Here is a 15,894-nt window from a genome sequence, read left to right as displayed (position 1 = left end):
AATTCCTGCGGGGGTAATCCCGCAGGGCAGTTCCGCCAGGCTCCGATACGGGGTTGCACAGACAACCCCGTATTGGGGAACCGGCAGACAATCAGGAGATAGACGTGATCCAGCAGGAGTCGCGACTGCGTGTCGCCGACAACACTGGTGCGAAGGAAATCCTTTGCATCCGTGTCCTCGGTGGCTCCGGTCGCCGCTACGCGGGCATCGGTGACGTGATCGTCGCCACCGTCAAGGACGCGATCCCCGGCGGCAACGTGAAGAAGGGTGACGTCATCAAGGCGGTCATCGTTCGCACCGTCAAGGAGCGCCGCCGTCCGGACGGCTCGTACATCCGTTTCGACGAGAACGCCGCTGTTGTTCTGAAGAACGACGGCGACCCTCGTGGCACCCGTATCTTCGGCCCGGTGGGCCGGGAGCTGCGCGAGAAGAAGTTCATGAAGATCATCTCGCTCGCGCCGGAGGTGCTGTAAGCATGAAGATCAAGAAGGGCGACCTGGTTCAGGTCATCACCGGTAAGGACAAGGGCAAGCAGGGCAAGGTCATCGCGGCCTTCCCCCGCGAGGACCGCGTCCTGGTCGAGGGTGTCAACCGGGTCAAGAAGCACACCAAGGCCGGCCCGACCGCGAAGGGTTCGCAGGCCGGCGGCATCGTCACGACCGAGGCGCCCGTCCACGTCTCCAACGTCCAGCTGGTCGTTGAGAAGGACGGCAAGAAGGTCGTCACGCGTGTCGGTTACCGCTTCGACGACGAGGGCAACAAGGTTCGCGTTGCCAAGCGGACGGGTGAGGACATCTGATGACGACCACCACCACTCCGCGTCTCAAGACGAAGTACCGCGAGGAGATCGCGGGCAAGCTGCGTGAGGAGTTCTCGTACGAGAACGTCATGCAGATCCCCGGCCTCGTCAAGATCGTGGTCAACATGGGTGTGGGCGACGCCGCCCGCGACTCCAAGCTGATCGAGGGCGCCATCCGCGACCTCACCACGATCACCGGTCAGAAGCCGGCCGTCACCAAGGCCCGCAAGTCCATCGCGCAGTTCAAGCTGCGTGAGGGTCAGCCGATCGGTGCCCACGTCACGCTTCGTGGCGACCGCATGTGGGAGTTCCTGGACCGCACCCTGTCGCTCGCGCTGCCGCGCATCCGCGACTTCCGTGGTCTGTCTCCCAAGCAGTTCGACGGTCGTGGCAACTACACCTTCGGTCTCACCGAGCAGGTCATGTTCCACGAGATCGACCAGGACAAGATCGACCGCACCCGGGGTATGGACATCACCGTGGTGACCACGGCGACCAACGACGCCGAAGGCCGCGCCCTTCTCCGTCACCTCGGCTTCCCCTTCAAGGAGGCGTAAGCGAGATGGCGAAGAAGGCTCTGATTGCCAAGGCTGCTCGTAAGCCCAAGTTCGGTGTACGTGGCTACACGCGCTGCCAGCGCTGCGGCCGTCCGCACTCCGTGTACCGCAAGTTCGGCCTGTGCCGCGTCTGCCTTCGTGAGATGGCTCACCGTGGCGAGCTGCCGGGCGTGACCAAGAGCTCCTGGTAATCCCCTAATTCGGGATTCCGGAAGCTCTCGGTAAGCAAATGGGTTGGTCAGGTGCCCACCCCTCCATGGCTTAGGCTAGGAGGGTTGGGCGCCTGACGCCCGTACGACTTACTACGCCGTAGGTCCCCCGCACCGCACCCGTCCCGCCACTGAGTGAGTGGGGAGAGGGATGGCGCATCCAGGAAACCCCGGCGAGAGAGGCCGAAGGCCAATTCATGACCATGACTGATCCGATCGCGGACATGCTGACTCGTCTGCGTAACGCGAACTCGGCGTACCACGACACCGTGGGTATGCCGCACAGCAAGATCAAGTCGCACATCGCGGAGATCCTCCAGCAGGAGGGCTTCATCACGGGCTGGAAGGTCGAGGACGCCGAGGTCGGCAAGAACCTCGTTCTCGAGCTGAAGTTCGGCCCGAACCGTGAGCGCTCCATCGCGGGCATCAAGCGGATCTCCAAGCCCGGTCTCCGGGTGTACGCGAAGTCCACCAACCTGCCGAAGGTGCTCGGCGGCCTGGGCGTGGCGATCATCTCCACGTCGCACGGTCTCCTCACCGACAAGCAGGCCGGCAAGAAGGGCGTAGGCGGAGAAGTCCTCGCCTACGTCTGGTAGAAGGGAACGGAGGAAACAGCTATGTCGCGTATTGGCAAGCTCCCCATCACGGTTCCCGCCGGCGTGGACGTCACCATCGATGGCCGCACGGTCCAGGTGAAGGGCCCCAAGGGTTCCCTCTCCCACACCGTCGCTGCGCCGATCGACATCGCCAAGGGTGAGGACGGCGTTCTCAACGTCACCCGCCCCAACGACGAGCGTCAGAACAAGGCCCTGCACGGCCTGTCCCGCACGCTGGTGGCGAACATGATCACCGGCGTGACCACGGGTTACGTGAAGAAGCTCGAGATCAGCGGTGTCGGTTACCGCGTGGCGGCGAAGGGCACGAGCCTCGAGTTCGCGCTCGGCTACAGCCACCCGATCACCGTCGAAGCGCCCGAGGGCATCAGCTTCAAGGTCGAGAACCCGACGCGGTTCTCGGTCGAGGGCATCGACAAGCAGAAGGTCGGCGAGGTTGCGGCCAACATCCGCAAGCTGCGCAAGCCCGACCCGTACAAGGCCAAGGGTGTCAAGTACGAGGGCGAAGTCATCCGCCGCAAGGTCGGAAAGGCGGGTAAGTAAGCCATGGCATACGGTACGAAGATCGCTAAGGGCGACGCTTACAAGCGTGCTGCCATCAAGCGGCGTCACATCCGGATCCGTAAGAAGGTCAACGGAACGGCTGAGCGTCCCCGCCTGGTTGTGACCCGCTCCAACCGCCACATCGTGGCCCAGGTCATCGACGACATCCAGGGTCACACCCTGGCGTCGGCGTCGACCCTGGACGCCTCGATCCGCGGTACCGAGGGCGATGACAAGTCGGCGCAGGCCGGCAAGGTCGGCGCACTGGTCGCCGAGCGTGCCAAGGCCGCAGGCGTCGAGGCCGTTGTGTTCGACCGTGGTGGCAGCCGGTACGCCGGTCGTATCGCCGCCCTGGCCGACGCCGCCCGCGAAGCCGGGCTCAAGTTCTGAGCCGCCCGTCGCGCTCGCGGCCTAGTGCCGCGGCGCAGCGTAGCTAGCGGAAAAAGAGAGAGGTAATCCAATGGCTGGACCCCAGCGCCGCGGAAGCGGTGCCGGTGGCGGCGAGCGGCGGGACCGGAAGGGCCGTGACGGCGGCGCTGCTGCCGCCGAGAAGACCGCGTACGTTGAGCGCGTCGTCGCGATCAACCGCGTCGCCAAGGTTGTGAAGGGTGGTCGTCGCTTCAGCTTCACTGCGCTCGTCGTAGTGGGCGATGGCGATGGCACCGTCGGTGTCGGTTACGGCAAGGCCAAGGAGGTGCCGGCCGCGATCGCCAAGGGTGTTGAAGAGGCCAAGAAGCACTTCTTCAAGGTCCCTCGTATCCAGGGCACCATCCCGCACCCGATCACGGGCGAGAAGGCCGCGGGCGTCGTCCTGCTCAAGCCTGCTTCCCCCGGTACCGGCGTTATCGCCGGTGGCCCGGTGCGTGCTGTCCTGGAGTGCGCCGGCGTTCACGACATCCTGTCGAAGTCGCTCGGTTCGTCCAACGCGATCAACATCGTGCACGCGACCGTGGCGGCCCTCAAGGGCCTGCAGCGTCCCGAGGAGATCGCGGCCCGCCGCGGTCTGCCCCTTGAGGACGTCGCCCCCGCGGCTCTGCTTCGTGCGCGTGCGGGAGCGGGTGCGTAATGGCTCGCCTCAAGGTCACGCAGACGAAGTCGTACATCGGCAGCAAGCAGAACCACCGTGACACCCTGCGGTCCCTTGGTCTCAAGGGGATCAACACCGTGGTCGTCAAGGAGGACCGCCCCGAGTTCCGCGGAATGGTTCACACCGTCCGCCACCTCGTGACGGTTGAGGAGGTCGACTGATCATGGCGGAGAACAACCCGCTCAAGATCCACAACCTCCGTCCCGCCCCGGGCGCCAAGACCGCCAAGACCCGTGTGGGTCGTGGTGAGGCGTCGAAGGGTAAGACGGCTGGTCGTGGTACCAAGGGCACGAAGGCCCGTTACCAGGTTCCGGAGCGCTTCGAGGGTGGCCAGATGCCCCTCCACATGCGTCTCCCGAAGCTCAAGGGCTTCAAGAACCCGTTCAAGACCGAGTACCAGGTCGTGAACCTCGACAAGCTGGGCGCGCTGTACCCGGAGGGTGGCGAGGTCACCGTCGAGGGTCTCGTCGCCAAGGGTGCCGTTCGCAAGAACAGCCTCGTCAAGGTCCTCGGCCAGGGCGAGATCTCCGTGGCGCTGCAGGTGACGGTCGACGCCGTCTCCGGCTCCGCCAAGGAGAAGATCACCGCCGCCGGCGGTACCGTCACCGAGCTCGTCTGAACACCACAGGCGCCTCGATGACTTGAGCGATCCCTGCCGGGGATACCCCACATATGGGGTATCCCCGGTTGGTCGTTCCAAGGGAGGCATGGTCGCCGGTAAGGTGGCCAGCACTGTCAATTTGAGTCCGTTGTGCTCACGAGGAACTCCGGACCCCTCTTGGCTGTTAGTTATCTGTCCGCTTATTCGTCGAACCTCAAGACCGTCACCTCTGACGCAGTAGCGCGGGGGTCGCAGGAGGCACCGTGCTCACCGCGTTCGCCCGGGCGTTCAAGACGCCCGACCTGCGCAAGAAGCTGCTCTTCACGCTCGGCATCATCGTGGTCTATCGGGTGGGCACGCACATCCCGATCCCCGGTGTCGACTACTCGAACGTCCAGACGTGTATCGATGTGGCGAAGGGCAACCAGGGCCTGTTCGGTCTGGTGAACATGTTCAGTGGCGGCGCGCTGCTGCAGATCACGATCTTCGCGCTCGGCATCATGCCGTACATCACGGCGAGCATCATTCTCCAGCTGCTGACCGTGGTCATCCCGCGTCTGGAGGCCCTCAAGAAGGAGGGCCAGGCCGGTACGGCGAAGATCACGCAGTACACCCGTTACCTGACGGTGGCCCTGGCCATCCTGCAGGGCACCGGCCTCGTCGCCACCGCCCGCAGCGGCGCGCTCTTCAGCGGCTGCCCGGTCGCGAGCGAGATCGTCCCGGACCAGTCGATCTTCGTCACCATCACCATGGTCGTCACCATGACCGCCGGAACCGCCGTCGTCATGTGGCTCGGTGAGCTGATCACCGACCGCGGCATCGGCAACGGCATGTCGATCCTGATGTTCATCTCGATCGCCGCCACCTTCCCGTCCGCGCTGTGGGCCATCAAGACCCAGGGCGACCTGGCGGGCGGCTGGATCGAGTTCGGCACGGTCATCGCCGTCGGCCTCGTCATGGTCGCGCTGGTGGTCTTCGTCGAGCAGGCTCAGCGCCGTATTCCGGTTCAGTACGCGAAGCGCATGATCGGCCGCAGGTCTTATGGCGGCACCTCTACGTACATCCCGCTCAAGGTCAACCAGGCCGGCATCATCCCTGTGATTTTTGCCTCCTCGCTGCTCTACATCCCCGCGCTGATCGCGCAGTTCTCCGGCGGCACCTCCGGCTGGAAGACGTGGATCGAGCAGAACCTGACCAAGGGTGACCACCCGATTTACATCACCACGTACTTCTTGCTGATCGTTTTCTTCGCGTTCTTCTACGTCGCCATCTCCTTCAACCCCGAAGAAGTAGCCGACAACATGAAGAAGTATGGTGGCTTCATCCCGGGCATCCGGGCTGGCCGGCCAACCGCTGAGTACCTGAGCTACGTACTCAACCGGATCACCTGGCCGGGTTCGCTGTATCTGGGTCTGATCGCTCTCGTCCCGACGATGGCGTTGGTTGGTTTCGGGGCAAACCAGAACTTCCCGTTCGGCGGGACCAGCATCCTCATCATCGTGGGTGTCGGTCTTGAGACCGTGAAGCAGATTGAGAGCCAGCTCCAGCAGCGCAATTACGAAGGGTTCCTCCGCTGATGCGAATCGTCCTCGTCGGGCCGCCTGGTGCAGGAAAGGGAACGCAGGCCGCGTTCCTGGCCAAGAACCTGTTGATCCCGCACATCTCCACGGGCGACCTGTTCCGGGCCAACATCAGCAAGCAGACGGACCTCGGGAAACTCGCCAAGTCCTACATGGACGCGGGCAACCTGGTACCCGACGAGGTCACGATCGCCATGGCGAAGGACCGCATGGAGCAGTCCGACGCGGTGAACGGCTTTCTGCTGGACGGCTTCCCGAGGAACGTCTCGCAGGCCGAGGCGCTGGACGAGATGCTCAAGGCCGAGTCCATGAAGCTGGACGCGGTGCTCGACCTGGAGGTCCCCGAGGACGAGGTGGTCAAGCGCATCGCCGGCCGCCGGATCTGCCGCAACGACTCGGCGCACGTCTTCCACGTGACGTACCAGCCGCCGAAGGCCGCGGGAGTCTGCGACGCCTGTGGTGGCGAGCTGTACCAGCGGGACGACGACTCCGAGGAGACGGTGCGCAAGCGGCTGGAGGTCTACCACACCCAGACCGAGCCGATCATCGACTATTACAAGGCCCAGGGCCTTGTCGTGACGATCTCGGCGCTGGGCAAGGTGGAGGACGTCACCGGTAAGGCGATGGCCGCGCTGAAGGGCGATGACGAGTAGTCTTTTTCGTTTGTACGTGCGTACAGCCGCGGTTTCCTGTCAGGGGACCGCGGCTGCTGCGTCGGGGCAGGTCCCCGTATCTTTGGGTGTGTTCGTTCGCTCCCCGGTCCAGGAAGGCCGTAGTTCCCATGGTGCAGATCAAGACCCCCGAGCAGATCGCCAAGATGCGCGAGGCGGGGCTTGTCGTCGCCGCCATCCACGCGGCCACTCGTGAGGCGGCCGTGCCCGGCGCCAGTACGAAGGATCTGGACCAGGTCGCGCGGAAGGTGCTCGCGGAGCACAACGCGAAGCCGAACTTCCTTGGGTACGGCGGGTTTCCGGCGACCATCTGCACGTCCGTCAACGAGGTCGTCGTTCACGGCATCCCGTCCGACGAGGTCGTGCTGAAGGACGGGGACATCATCTCCATCGACTGCGGCGCGATCATCGACGGGTGGCACGGGGACGCGGCGTACACGGCGTTCGTGGGGTCGGGGCATGCGCCGGAGCTGATCGAGCTGTCTCGGGTGACCGAGGAGTCGATGTGGGCGGGGATCGCGGCCATGAAGCAGGGGAACCGGCTGGTCGATGTCTCGCGGGCGATCGAGACGTACATCCGGCGTCAGCCGAAGGCTGGGGGTGGGCGGTACGGGATCATCGAGGACTATGGCGGGCATGGGATCGGTACCGCGATGCACATGGATCCGCATCTGCTGAACTATGTCGAGCGGAAGCGGGGGAAGGGGCCGAAGCTGGTTCCCGGGTTCTGTCTTGCGATCGAGCCGATGGTGTCGTTGGGGACGCCGAAGACGGAGGTTCTGGCGGACGACTGGACGGTCATTACCACGGATGGGACCTGGTCTTCGCACTGGGAGCATTCTGTGGCGTTGACTGAGGCTGGGCCGCTGGTGCTGACGTCTCCCGACGGGGGGAAGGCGAAGCTGGCGGAGCTGGGCGTGACTGCGGCGCCGGATCCGCTGGCGTAGGGCTTTTCTCGCCCCCGCCGCCCCTACCCGTCCCATCCCCAGGGGCTCCGCCCCTTCGACCCCGCCAGGGGGCGCTGCCCCCTGGACCCCCGGCGGGGCGCTGCCCCTGCACCCCGGTGGGGACTGCGTCCCTTGCACCCCGCTCGGGGCTGCGTCTCCTGTACTCCGGTGGGGGCGGCGTCCCCTGCACCCCTGCGGGGACTGCGCCCCCTGCACCCCTGCGGGGACTGCGTCCCCTGCACCCCGCTCGGGGCTGCGCCCCGGCCCCTGGTGTGTTCCCTGCGTCCCGTCTCGGGGCTGCGCCCCTGGCCCCCCATCGGCCTGGACGGCCTCGTCCTCAAACGCCGGACGGGCTGAAGTTGTCGGCCTGGGCCTCAGGTGTGGGCTGCGGCCCCGTGCCCTGTTTCTGGCTGCCCTGGGCCTTGTCTCTGAAGGGTGCTGGGCCTTGTTCGTGTGGCCGGGCTGGTTAAGGATCATGGGTGTGGGGCATTCTTCCTCGATTCGTCTTTCCGGGTGCGCTGACGTAGACTGACTCGTCGGCTCTCGTGCACCCGCATGTCCGCATGCGCCTCGTGAAGAGGATGCAAGGGAGTCGATCAAGGTAGTCGATTCGAAGGGCGAAGCGTGGCCAAGAAGCAAGGTGCCATCGAGATCGAGGGCACTGTCGTCGAGTCTCTTCCGAACGCCATGTTCAAGGTTGAGCTCCAGAACGGCCACCAGGTCCTGGCACACATCAGCGGCAAGATGCGTATGCACTACATCCGCATCCTCCCTGACGACCGGGTCGTGGTGGAGCTGTCTCCGTACGACCTGACGCGTGGCCGGATCGTCTACCGGTACAAGTGAGCTTGGGCGGGTCCCGTACTCGCCCCGGCGGCCGGGAGGGTCGTTGCCGGACAGGTCTCACCTGTCAAACTCTCCGGAGCGATCCAGGGGAGAGTCTTTCTGACCAGTCAGATCAGTCAGGAAGAGAACTCCAACGATACAAGTAGATCTTTGCCCTTGCCCTCCGCCTGCATCTCGGCGTGGGGCACTGACCCGGAGAACCTCACCCCATGAAGGTCAAGCCGAGCGTCAAGAAGATCTGCGACAAGTGCAGGGTGATCCGCCGTCACGGTCGGGTCATGGTCATCTGCGAGAACCCGCGCCACAAGCAGCGCCAGGGCTAATCGCTACAGGCCGTACCTTCTGCATCCGCAGAGATTCGCGCGACGCGAGCAGTAGTAGCAGTACTTGTTCATACGCAGGGTCCAGGTGTGTACGTTCGCGCCTGATACCCCCGGTCGGAGGCCGGGGACCCAGTTCGTACCTCGTACGGCGAGCCGGGAAACGACCTTGTGGAAGACCTCCGAACGACAACTGGAGCCATTGAATGGCACGCGTTTCCGGTGTTGACATCCCGCGCGAAAAGCGTGTGGAGGTCGCCCTCACCTATGTGTTCGGCATCGGCCGGACCCTGTCCCAGCTGACGCTGGCGGAGACGGGCATCGACCCGAACACCCGTGTTCGGGACCTCTCCGAGGAGCAGCTCGTCGCGATCCGCGAGTACGTGGACGCCAACATCAAGACCGAGGGTGACCTCCGTCGCGAGATCCAGGGCGACATTCGCCGCAAGATCGAGATCGGCTGCTACCAGGGTATTCGCCACCGCCGTGGCCTGCCCGTCCACGGCCAGCGCACCAGCACGAACGCTCGTACCCGTAAGGGCCCGCGTCGCGCCATCGCCGGCAAGAAGAAGCCGGGCAAGAAGTAGTCCGCAGCGGACAACGCTTCATCAGCGGTCTTCGCTGTAGGACCGACCACCTCCCCGTAGGAGATTTAGATGCCCCCCAAGGGTCGTCAGGGCGCTGCCAAGAAGGTGCGCCGCAAGGAAAAGAAGAACGTCGCTCACGGGCACGCTCACATCAAGAGCACGTTCAACAACACCATCGTCTCGATCACGGACCCCTCGGGCAACGTGATCTCCTGGGCCTCCGCCGGCCACGTCGGCTTCAAGGGCTCGCGCAAGTCCACCCCCTTCGCCGCGCAGATGGCCGCCGAGTCGGCCGCCCGGCGCGCGCAGGAGCACGGCATGCGCAAGGTTGACGTCTTTGTGAAGGGTCCGGGTTCGGGTCGTGAGACCGCGATCCGTTCGCTCCAGGCCACCGGTCTTGAGGTCGGCTCCATCCAGGACGTCACCCCCACCCCGCACAACGGCTGCCGTCCGCCGAAGCGCCGTCGCGTCTGATCTTCGGATCAGCTGGTTCGACGTGCGGTTGTCTTAGGTTTCGGGCGGTATGGCTCTTCGGGGCCGTGCCGCCCGTACCCTTGTAGTACTAGTCGGGCATCAAATAGTGGGTGTCCATGACTGAAGGAATCACGACATGCTGATCGCTCAGCGTCCCTCGTTGACCGAAGAGGTCGTCGACGAGTTCCGCTCCCGGTTCGTCATCGAGCCGCTGGAGCCGGGCTTCGGCTACACCCTCGGCAACTCCCTCCGCCGGACTCTGCTGTCCTCCATCCCCGGTGCGGCTGTCACCAGCATCCGTATTGATGGCGTTCTGCACGAGTTCACCACCGTGCCCGGTGTCAAGGAAGACGTCACCGACCTCATCCTCAACATCAAGCAGCTCGTTGTCAGCAGTGAGCATGATGAGCCCGTGGTCATGTACCTGCGCAAGCAGGGGCCCGGTCTCGTCACCGCCGCCGACATCGCGCCGCCGGCCGGTGTCGAGGTGCACAACCCCGACCTCGTCCTCGCCACGCTCAACGGCAAGGGCAAGCTGGAGATGGAGCTGACCGTAGAGCGCGGTCGCGGTTATGTCTCGGCTGTTCAGAACAAGCAGGTGGGGCAGGAGATCGGGCGTATTCCGGTCGACTCCATCTACTCGCCGGTTCTCAAGGTCACGTACAAGGTCGAGGCGACTCGTGTCGAGCAGCGCACCGACTTCGACAAGCTGATCGTCGACGTCGAGACCAAGCAGGCCATGCGTCCGCGTGACGCCATGGCTTCGGCCGGCAAGACGCTCGTCGAGCTGTTCGGGCTTGCCCGTGAGCTCAACATCGACGCTGAGGGCATCGACATGGGTCCGTCCCCGACGGACGCCGCCCTCGCCGCTGATCTGGCGCTGCCGATCGAGGAGCTCGAGCTCACCGTTCGGTCGTACAACTGCCTCAAGCGCGAGGGCATCCACTCCGTGGGTGAGCTCGTGGCTCGTTCCGAGGCTGATCTGCTGGACATTCGTAACTTCGGTGCGAAGTCCATCGACGAGGTCAAGGCCAAGCTTGCGGGTATGGGGCTTGCGCTCAAGGACTCGCCTCCCGGCTTCGACCCGACCGCCGCCGCTGACGCCTTCGGCGCCGATGACGATGCTGACGCCGGTTTCGTGGAGACTGAGCAGTACTGATCCGTTTTCGGCTGCGGGGCCGTTGTGGCTGGTCGCGCAGTTCCCCGCGCCCCTTTGGGGGCGCGGATCCTCCGGGGCACGCTGTAACAGGCGCCCCGGATCTTCGACAGGCGATCGCCTGCTCGGACACTGACCTCGGTACCTGATACGGCCGGGGCAGACACCTAGGAGAAAGACCATGCCGAAGCCCACCAAGGGTGCCCGTCTGGGCGGCAGTGCCGCGCACGAGAAGCTGCTTCTTGCGAACCTCGCGAAGTCGCTCTTCGAGCACGGTCGCATCACGACCACCGAGGCGAAGGCGCGCAAGCTGCGTCCGTACGCCGAGCGTCTGATCACCAAGGGCAAGAAGGGCGACCTTCACAACCGCCGTCAGGTGCTTCAGGTCATCACGGACAAGAGCATCGTGCACACGCTCTTCACCGAGATCGGCCCGCGCTACGAGAACCGTCCGGGTGGTTACACCCGTATCACCAAGATCGGTAACCGTCGTGGCGACAACGCGCCCATGGCTGTCATCGAGCTTGTGGAGGCGTTGACTGTTGCGCAGGCTGCGACGGGCGAGGCCGAGGCTGCGACCAAGCGTGCCGCCAAGGACGCCGAGGCTGTTGTTGAGGCTCCGGTCGAGGACGCCAAGGTTGATGTGACCAAGGCTGACGAGGCCGAGGAGTCCAAGGAGGCGTAAGCCGTCCTTTGGCTGCCGGTCCGTCGTGGCTGGTCGCGCAGTTCCCCGCGCCCCTGAAGGGGCGCGTTAGAGCGGGCCTGTTCCTTATCGGAGCGGGCCCGCTTTTCCGTACCTGAGAGGATCTCTGTGTGAGTGACGATGTGCAGCCCGGGTTCGTACGGGTGCGGCTTGACCTTTCCTATGACGGGACCGGGTTTTCCGGGTGGGCCAAGCAGGCCGGGGGGCGGCGGACCGTGCAGGGGGAGATCGAGGATGCCCTGCGGACTGTGACGAGGTCCGGGAGTGCCTCGTACGAGCTGACCGTTGCCGGGCGTACCGATGCTGGCGTGCATGCCCGGGGGCAGGTCGCTCATGTCGATCTGCCTGTCGAGGTGTGGGGCGAGCATCAGGAGAAGTTGCTCAAGCGGCTTGCCGGGCGGCTCGGCAGAGATGTGCGGGTTTGGCGGGTTGCCGAGGCGCCCGTGGGGTTCAACGCCCGGTTCGCTGCTCTGTGGCGGCGGTATGTGTATCGGGTCGGTGATCGGGAGGGTGGCGTCGATCCTCTGCTGCGTAGTCATGTGCTTTGGCACGACTGGGAGTTGGATGTCGTGGCGATGGACAGCGCCGCCAAGTCCCTTGTTGGGGAGCATGACTTTGCCGCCTACGCCAAGAAGCGTGAGGGCGCTTCCACCGTTCGCGAGATTTTTGACTTCGGGGTCCGGCGGAGGCTCGACGGGGTCGTTGAGATCGAGGTGCGGGCCGACGCCTTCTGTCATAACCAGGTGCGGTCCATGGTGGGCGCGTTGTTGTTCGTGGGGGATGGGCATCGGGGGGTGGAGTGGCCTCGGCGGGTGCTCGACGCCCGGGTGCGGGACAGTGCCGTTCATGTGGTGCGGCCGTACGGGCTGACGTTGGAGGAAGTCGCCTATCCGGCGGACGAGTTGCTGGCCGAGCGGCAGCTTCAGGCCCGCCGGGTTCGGGGCGAGGTGCACGGGGTCAGCCGGCCAGGACCTTCTTCAGGGTCGGCTCGAGGTGGGGGATGACCGTCTTGGCGTAGCCCGAGGTGATGTGGCTCGCGTCGTAGTAGACGACCTGCTCGCCGATGATCGCCGGGCAGACGTCCCGCGCGCAGAACACGGGGACCGTGTCGATGATGTAGGCGCCGTGTTCCTCGGCCACGGCCTGTTCCATCGCCCGGACCTTCGGGAACTCCAGCGCCTCGCTCTCCTTGCGGTTGCAGGCGGTCACGTCGTCGGTGTGGGTGGCCAGGCAGTCCGGGATGTTCTGGCCGGGCTCAGGGGTGTCGGTCAGGTAGACCAGCTGGGCGCCGTTCTTCTCCAGGACCTCGAACAAAGCCTCGGCACCCTCCCGGTTCGCCTCACGGCGGGCACGGTCGGAGACGACGATGACGTCGGGCTTCAGCTCGGACAGCGCAGTGAAGGCCGATTCGCGCCAGCTGTTGCACTCGGTGTACTTGCGGTTCAGCTCGGGGTTGTTGATGTCGTACACCTGCGGGGAGCAGCCGCCCTTGGACATGACCAGGACCTTCGCCGCCAGGTCCTTCCCGATCTCGTCGAAGGCGTCGCTCCACTGCCACGCGTGCGAGTCCCCCATGAGGACGATGGTCTGCTCGGCGTCGCGGTCCCCGAGTACGCAGGCGTCCTCCGCGTCGAACCGGGTGTCGGTGGTGGAGTCGATGCAGGTCTTGCTCGCGTGGTCGTCGGGGGACTTGCGCAGCGAGGCCAGTGCGGTGCTGGACAGCCGCTTCTGCATCGCCGCGTCCTCCACAGTCGCCCGGTTACTGTACCCACTGGCGACCGTGCTGCTGCTGGTCACCGTTTCGAGGTTCAGCGGCAGGATCGTCATCGCGAAGGCCGCGGCCCCCGCTGTTCCGGTCACGGCCGTGCCGCCGGCGAAGACGCCCTTCCAGGGGCGGGCCACCAGCTGGGCGTTGTTCCGGAAGCGGAACTCGACGATGTGGTACATCGCGTACGCCAGGATCAGCGACAGCGAGGCGACCCGGAAGCGGTCCGAGTAGGAGAGCTCGTGGCCGGTGATGTCCGGCCAGAGGATCAGGATCGGCCAGTGCCAGAGGTACCAGCCGTAGCTGACGTTGGCGACGGAGTTCAGCACCGGGTTGTCCAGGAGCCGTTCCACGCCGAAGGTGGGTGCGGCACAGCCGCCCGCGATGATCATGGAGGCGCCCAGGACGGGGCCGGCCACCGCGTACCCGGGCAGCGGGGTCTCCGGGGTGATGAGGAGCGCGGTGCCGAGGGCGGTGGCCAGGCCCAGCCAGGAGACGAACGCCGCGAAGCCGCGGTTCATGCGGGAGAGCAGGGGTGCGCTCAGGGCCAGCAGGATGCCGAAGGCCAGTTCCCAGATGCGGGCCTGGGTGCCGAAGTAGGCGAGGGGTTGGTTTGATTTGGTTTGCGTTATCGAGAGGTAGAGGGAGCCGGCCACGACTGTTATCAGGAACAGGCCGACCAAAACGCGGTTGCGGAAGATCTTGCGGCTGAGCCACGCGGTGACGAGCAGGACGATCGGGGCGGCCAGATAGAACTGCTCCTCGATGCCCAGCGACCAGAAGTGCTGGTACGGGGACTGCGTGCCGTCGTTGGCGAAGTAGTCGGTGCCCGTCTCGACGAGCCGCCAGTTCATGACGCTCAGCGAGGAGGCGAAGCCGTCCTCCATGGTGTCGCGGAACCGGAGGGGGCTCGCGTAGATCCAGGCCAGGACCGCGGTGACGAGGATGACGACGGTCATGCCCGGGGCGAGTCGGCGGAAGCGGCGGGCCCAGAACTTGGTCAGCGAGACCTTGCCGGTTCTGTCGATCTCGGCGAGGAGCTGGCTGCCGATGAGGAAGCCGCTCAGGACGAAGCTGACGTCCACGCCTCCGTGGATGTCGAGTATGCCGCAGTGCATGCTGACGACCATCATGATCGCTACGGCACGCAGGCCCTGGATGTCCGGCCGGTATTTGCGCAGGCGTTCTGTGCTCTCGGGGGCCGATGAGCGGTGGCGGGTCACGGTTCTCCAGTAACTGTCCGGGCGGGTCGTTTTTGTACCTGCGGGCCGGTGGGGGCTGGTCGCGCAGTTCCCCGCGCCCCTTTCGGGGCGCCCCCGGTGCCGTTGCTTCAGTGGGTCGTCAGGCAGGCGGCGGCCGTGGCGCTGACGCGCATCCCTTGGGCGGGGACGCGGATGCCGCATGACAGCCGTAGCTGGGCTGGGAGTTCGTTCTGGGCGCCGACGTGTGAGTGGCAGCCGACCACGACCTCGCGGAGGAACGATTCGGCGCCGATCGAGGAGTCGTGGTCGACCACGGACTCATGGATCCGGGCGCCCTCCTCCACCGTGACGTTGCCGCCGATGATGGAGCGGTCGACGACCACGCGGGGGCCGATGACGGCGTACGGGCCGATCGTCGAGCCGCCCGTGACACGGGCCGTCGGGTCGATGGCCGCCGTGGGATGGATCAGGGCCTCGGCCGGTGCTCCCACCAAGGGCGAGGCCGCCAGGCCGGTGACCAGGTCGGCGGAGCCGTGGACGAAGGCCAGCGGGGTGCCGAGGTCACGCCAGTAGTCGTCGGTGGTGTGGCCGAAGACGCGGCCGCCGCGGGCGACGAGCTGGGGGAAGGTCTCCTGCTCGACCGAGACCTCGCGGTCGGCCGGGATGGCGTCCAGGACGGACCGGCGGAAGACGTAGCAGCCGGCGTTGATCTGGTCGGTGACGCACTCCTCGGCCGTCTTCGGCTTCTCCAGGAACGACAGCACCCGGCCGGACCCGTCGGTGGGGACCAGGCCGAAGGCGCGCGGGTCGGGTACCCGGGTGAGATACAGGGTGACGTCCGCTTCCCGGGCTTCGTGCTGCTCCAGGAGGGCCGGCAGGTCGACGCCGGACAGGATGTCGCCGTTCAGGACGAGGACCGGGGCGTTCGTGGACGGGCCGCGCAGCAGGCGTGCGGCGTTGCGGATCGCGCCGCCCGTGCCGAGCGGGACCTCCTCGACGGCGTACGAGATCTTCAGGTCCTGGGAGAAGTCCTTGAACTCCTCCTCGAACAGGCCGGCCAGGTACGAGGTGGCGAACACCACGTGCTCGACGCCCGCGTCCATCAGCTTGGCGATCTGGTGCCGGATGAAGGACGAGCCCGCCACGCTGAGCAGCGGCTTCGGGGTGTGGTTGGTCAGGGGGCGCAGACGAGTTCCCTTGCCGCCCACCAGAATGATGGCTTCTTGCATGATT

At 65.6% G+C, this 15,894-nt stretch carries 22 protein-coding genes; 20 read left to right on the top strand and 2 right to left on the bottom strand.

Annotated elements, in window-relative coordinates:
• Positions 1-104 precede the first annotated feature (104 nt).
• The 20 genes from rplN (at position 105) to truA (ending at position 12,698) form a co-directional block, all read left to right on the top strand.
• Positions 105-473, top strand: coding sequence for a 50S ribosomal protein L14 (gene rplN / locus LUX31_RS16255; RefSeq protein WP_006376015.1), 369 nt, complete (start codon positions 105-107; stop codon positions 471-473).
• 2 nt (positions 474-475) lie between these two features.
• Positions 476-799, top strand: coding sequence for a 50S ribosomal protein L24 (rplX, locus tag LUX31_RS16250; protein ID WP_235475503.1), 324 nt, complete (start codon positions 476-478; stop codon positions 797-799).
• On the top strand, positions 799-1,356 hold the full coding sequence (rplE, locus tag LUX31_RS16245) for a 50S ribosomal protein L5 (protein ID WP_235475502.1): 558 nt from the start codon (positions 799-801) through the stop codon (positions 1,354-1,356). Before rplX ends, rplE begins: the two co-directional genes overlap by 1 nt.
• 5 nt (positions 1,357-1,361) lie before the next feature.
• Entirely contained in the window at positions 1,362-1,547 is a 186-nt protein-coding gene (locus LUX31_RS16240; RefSeq protein WP_003948630.1) for a type Z 30S ribosomal protein S14, read from the top strand.
• Positions 1,548-1,762: 215 nt separating this feature from the next.
• Positions 1,763-2,161, top strand: coding sequence for a 30S ribosomal protein S8 (rpsH, locus tag LUX31_RS16235; protein ID WP_010986352.1), 399 nt, complete (start codon positions 1,763-1,765; stop codon positions 2,159-2,161).
• 21 nt (positions 2,162-2,182) lie between these two features.
• Positions 2,183-2,722 carry a 50S ribosomal protein L6 gene (rplF, locus tag LUX31_RS16230; RefSeq protein ID WP_235475501.1) on the top strand — a complete coding sequence of 180 codons (540 nt, stop codon included), beginning with the start codon at positions 2,183-2,185 and terminating at the stop codon, positions 2,720-2,722.
• Positions 2,723-2,725: 3 nt separating this feature from the next.
• The gene (gene rplR, locus LUX31_RS16225) at positions 2,726-3,112 is read left to right on the top strand and encodes a 50S ribosomal protein L18 (RefSeq protein ID WP_235475500.1); all 387 of its coding nucleotides are present in this window, start codon (positions 2,726-2,728) and stop codon (positions 3,110-3,112) included.
• A gap of 70 nt (positions 3,113-3,182) precedes the next feature.
• The gene (gene rpsE, locus LUX31_RS16220; protein WP_006376045.1) at positions 3,183-3,788 is read left to right on the top strand and encodes a 30S ribosomal protein S5; all 606 of its coding nucleotides are present in this window, start codon (positions 3,183-3,185) and stop codon (positions 3,786-3,788) included.
• Positions 3,788-3,970 carry a 50S ribosomal protein L30 gene (gene rpmD, locus LUX31_RS16215; RefSeq protein ID WP_006376032.1) on the top strand — a complete coding sequence of 61 codons (183 nt, stop codon included), beginning with the start codon at positions 3,788-3,790 and terminating at the stop codon, positions 3,968-3,970. Before rpsE ends, rpmD begins: the two co-directional genes overlap by 1 nt.
• A gap of 2 nt (positions 3,971-3,972) precedes the next feature.
• The gene (gene rplO, locus LUX31_RS16210; RefSeq protein WP_030671797.1) at positions 3,973-4,428 is read left to right on the top strand and encodes a 50S ribosomal protein L15; all 456 of its coding nucleotides are present in this window, start codon (positions 3,973-3,975) and stop codon (positions 4,426-4,428) included.
• Between the two features lie 245 nt (positions 4,429-4,673).
• Positions 4,674-5,987, top strand: a complete 1,314-nt coding sequence (gene secY, locus LUX31_RS16205; protein WP_235475499.1) for a preprotein translocase subunit SecY — start codon at positions 4,674-4,676, stop codon at positions 5,985-5,987.
• Positions 5,987-6,643, top strand: a complete 657-nt coding sequence (locus LUX31_RS16200) for an adenylate kinase (protein ID WP_235475498.1) — start codon at positions 5,987-5,989, stop codon at positions 6,641-6,643. The genes secY and LUX31_RS16200 overlap by 1 nt, the downstream gene beginning before the upstream one ends.
• A gap of 128 nt (positions 6,644-6,771) precedes the next feature.
• Positions 6,772-7,608 (top strand): type I methionyl aminopeptidase, encoded by an 837-nt coding sequence (map, locus tag LUX31_RS16195; protein WP_235475497.1) that lies wholly within the window; start codon positions 6,772-6,774, stop codon positions 7,606-7,608.
• A gap of 624 nt (positions 7,609-8,232) precedes the next feature.
• Entirely contained in the window at positions 8,233-8,454 is a 222-nt protein-coding gene (gene infA / locus LUX31_RS16190; protein ID WP_003948620.1) for a translation initiation factor IF-1, read from the top strand.
• A gap of 209 nt (positions 8,455-8,663) precedes the next feature.
• Positions 8,664-8,777 (top strand): 50S ribosomal protein L36, encoded by a 114-nt coding sequence (gene rpmJ, locus LUX31_RS16185; protein ID WP_003998809.1) that lies wholly within the window; start codon positions 8,664-8,666, stop codon positions 8,775-8,777.
• Positions 8,778-8,980: 203 nt separating this feature from the next.
• Positions 8,981-9,361: a 30S ribosomal protein S13 gene (gene rpsM, locus LUX31_RS16180; protein WP_006376031.1), complete on the top strand. Its 381-nt coding sequence runs from the start codon at positions 8,981-8,983 to the stop codon at positions 9,359-9,361.
• 69 nt (positions 9,362-9,430) lie between these two features.
• Positions 9,431-9,835 carry a 30S ribosomal protein S11 gene (gene rpsK / locus LUX31_RS16175; RefSeq protein ID WP_003956432.1) on the top strand — a complete coding sequence of 135 codons (405 nt, stop codon included), beginning with the start codon at positions 9,431-9,433 and terminating at the stop codon, positions 9,833-9,835.
• 136 nt (positions 9,836-9,971) lie between these two features.
• Positions 9,972-10,994: a DNA-directed RNA polymerase subunit alpha gene (locus LUX31_RS16170; RefSeq protein WP_003966937.1), complete on the top strand. Its 1,023-nt coding sequence runs from the start codon at positions 9,972-9,974 to the stop codon at positions 10,992-10,994.
• 178 nt (positions 10,995-11,172) lie between these two features.
• Positions 11,173-11,676, top strand: coding sequence for a 50S ribosomal protein L17 (rplQ, locus tag LUX31_RS16165; RefSeq protein WP_235475496.1), 504 nt, complete (start codon positions 11,173-11,175; stop codon positions 11,674-11,676).
• 128 nt (positions 11,677-11,804) lie between these two features.
• Positions 11,805-12,698, top strand: a complete 894-nt coding sequence (truA, locus tag LUX31_RS16160; protein WP_235475495.1) for a tRNA pseudouridine(38-40) synthase TruA — start codon at positions 11,805-11,807, stop codon at positions 12,696-12,698.
• Here truA and LUX31_RS16155 read toward each other — a convergent pair.
• Both LUX31_RS16155 and LUX31_RS16150 read right to left on the bottom strand, forming a co-directional pair.
• A complete protein-coding gene (locus LUX31_RS16155; protein WP_235475494.1) occupies positions 12,652-14,682 on the bottom strand; it encodes an acyltransferase family protein in 2,031 nt (676 codons plus the stop codon). The genes truA and LUX31_RS16155 overlap by 47 nt on opposite strands.
• A 107-nt stretch (positions 14,683-14,789) precedes the next feature.
• Positions 14,790-15,890 carry a nucleotidyltransferase family protein gene (locus tag LUX31_RS16150; protein ID WP_235475493.1) on the bottom strand — a complete coding sequence of 367 codons (1,101 nt, stop codon included), beginning with the start codon at positions 15,888-15,890 and terminating at the stop codon, positions 14,790-14,792.
• Positions 15,891-15,894 lie beyond the last annotated feature (4 nt).

This window comes from Streptomyces sp. GQFP, assembly GCF_021545335.1.
Classification (GTDB): Bacteria; Actinomycetota; Actinomycetes; order Streptomycetales; family Streptomycetaceae; genus Streptomyces.
Note: the sequence above shows the minus strand (reverse complement) of the source record. Positions and strands in the feature narration are given on the sequence as shown.

What these genes read in the sequence shown, in the direction of transcription:
- rplX (WP_235475503.1), top strand. Translation starts at nt 476, where the DNA reads ATGAAGATCAAGAAGGGCGACCTGGTTCAGGTCATCACCGGTAAGGAC.
- rplE (WP_235475502.1), top strand. Translation starts at nt 799, where the DNA reads ATGACGACCACCACCACTCCGCGTCTCAAGACGAAGTACCGCGAGGAG.
- LUX31_RS16240 (WP_003948630.1), top strand. Translation starts at nt 1,362, where the DNA reads ATGGCGAAGAAGGCTCTGATTGCCAAGGCTGCTCGTAAGCCCAAGTTC.
- rpsH (WP_010986352.1), top strand. Translation starts at nt 1,763, where the DNA reads ATGACCATGACTGATCCGATCGCGGACATGCTGACTCGTCTGCGTAAC.
- rplF (WP_235475501.1), top strand. Translation starts at nt 2,183, where the DNA reads ATGTCGCGTATTGGCAAGCTCCCCATCACGGTTCCCGCCGGCGTGGAC.
- rplR (WP_235475500.1), top strand. Translation starts at nt 2,726, where the DNA reads ATGGCATACGGTACGAAGATCGCTAAGGGCGACGCTTACAAGCGTGCT.
- rpsE (WP_006376045.1), top strand. Translation starts at nt 3,183, where the DNA reads ATGGCTGGACCCCAGCGCCGCGGAAGCGGTGCCGGTGGCGGCGAGCGG.
- rpmD (WP_006376032.1), top strand. Translation starts at nt 3,788, where the DNA reads ATGGCTCGCCTCAAGGTCACGCAGACGAAGTCGTACATCGGCAGCAAG.
- rplO (WP_030671797.1), top strand. Translation starts at nt 3,973, where the DNA reads ATGGCGGAGAACAACCCGCTCAAGATCCACAACCTCCGTCCCGCCCCG.
- LUX31_RS16200 (WP_235475498.1), top strand. Translation starts at nt 5,987, where the DNA reads ATGCGAATCGTCCTCGTCGGGCCGCCTGGTGCAGGAAAGGGAACGCAG.
- map (WP_235475497.1), top strand. Translation starts at nt 6,772, where the DNA reads ATGGTGCAGATCAAGACCCCCGAGCAGATCGCCAAGATGCGCGAGGCG.
- rpmJ (WP_003998809.1), top strand. Translation starts at nt 8,664, where the DNA reads ATGAAGGTCAAGCCGAGCGTCAAGAAGATCTGCGACAAGTGCAGGGTG.
- rpsM (WP_006376031.1), top strand. Translation starts at nt 8,981, where the DNA reads ATGGCACGCGTTTCCGGTGTTGACATCCCGCGCGAAAAGCGTGTGGAG.
- rpsK (WP_003956432.1), top strand. Translation starts at nt 9,431, where the DNA reads ATGCCCCCCAAGGGTCGTCAGGGCGCTGCCAAGAAGGTGCGCCGCAAG.
- LUX31_RS16170 (WP_003966937.1), top strand. Translation starts at nt 9,972, where the DNA reads ATGCTGATCGCTCAGCGTCCCTCGTTGACCGAAGAGGTCGTCGACGAG.
- rplQ (WP_235475496.1), top strand. Translation starts at nt 11,173, where the DNA reads ATGCCGAAGCCCACCAAGGGTGCCCGTCTGGGCGGCAGTGCCGCGCAC.
- LUX31_RS16150 (WP_235475493.1), bottom strand. Translation starts at nt 15,890, where the DNA reads ATGCAAGAAGCCATCATTCTGGTGGGCGGCAAGGGAACTCGTCTGCGC.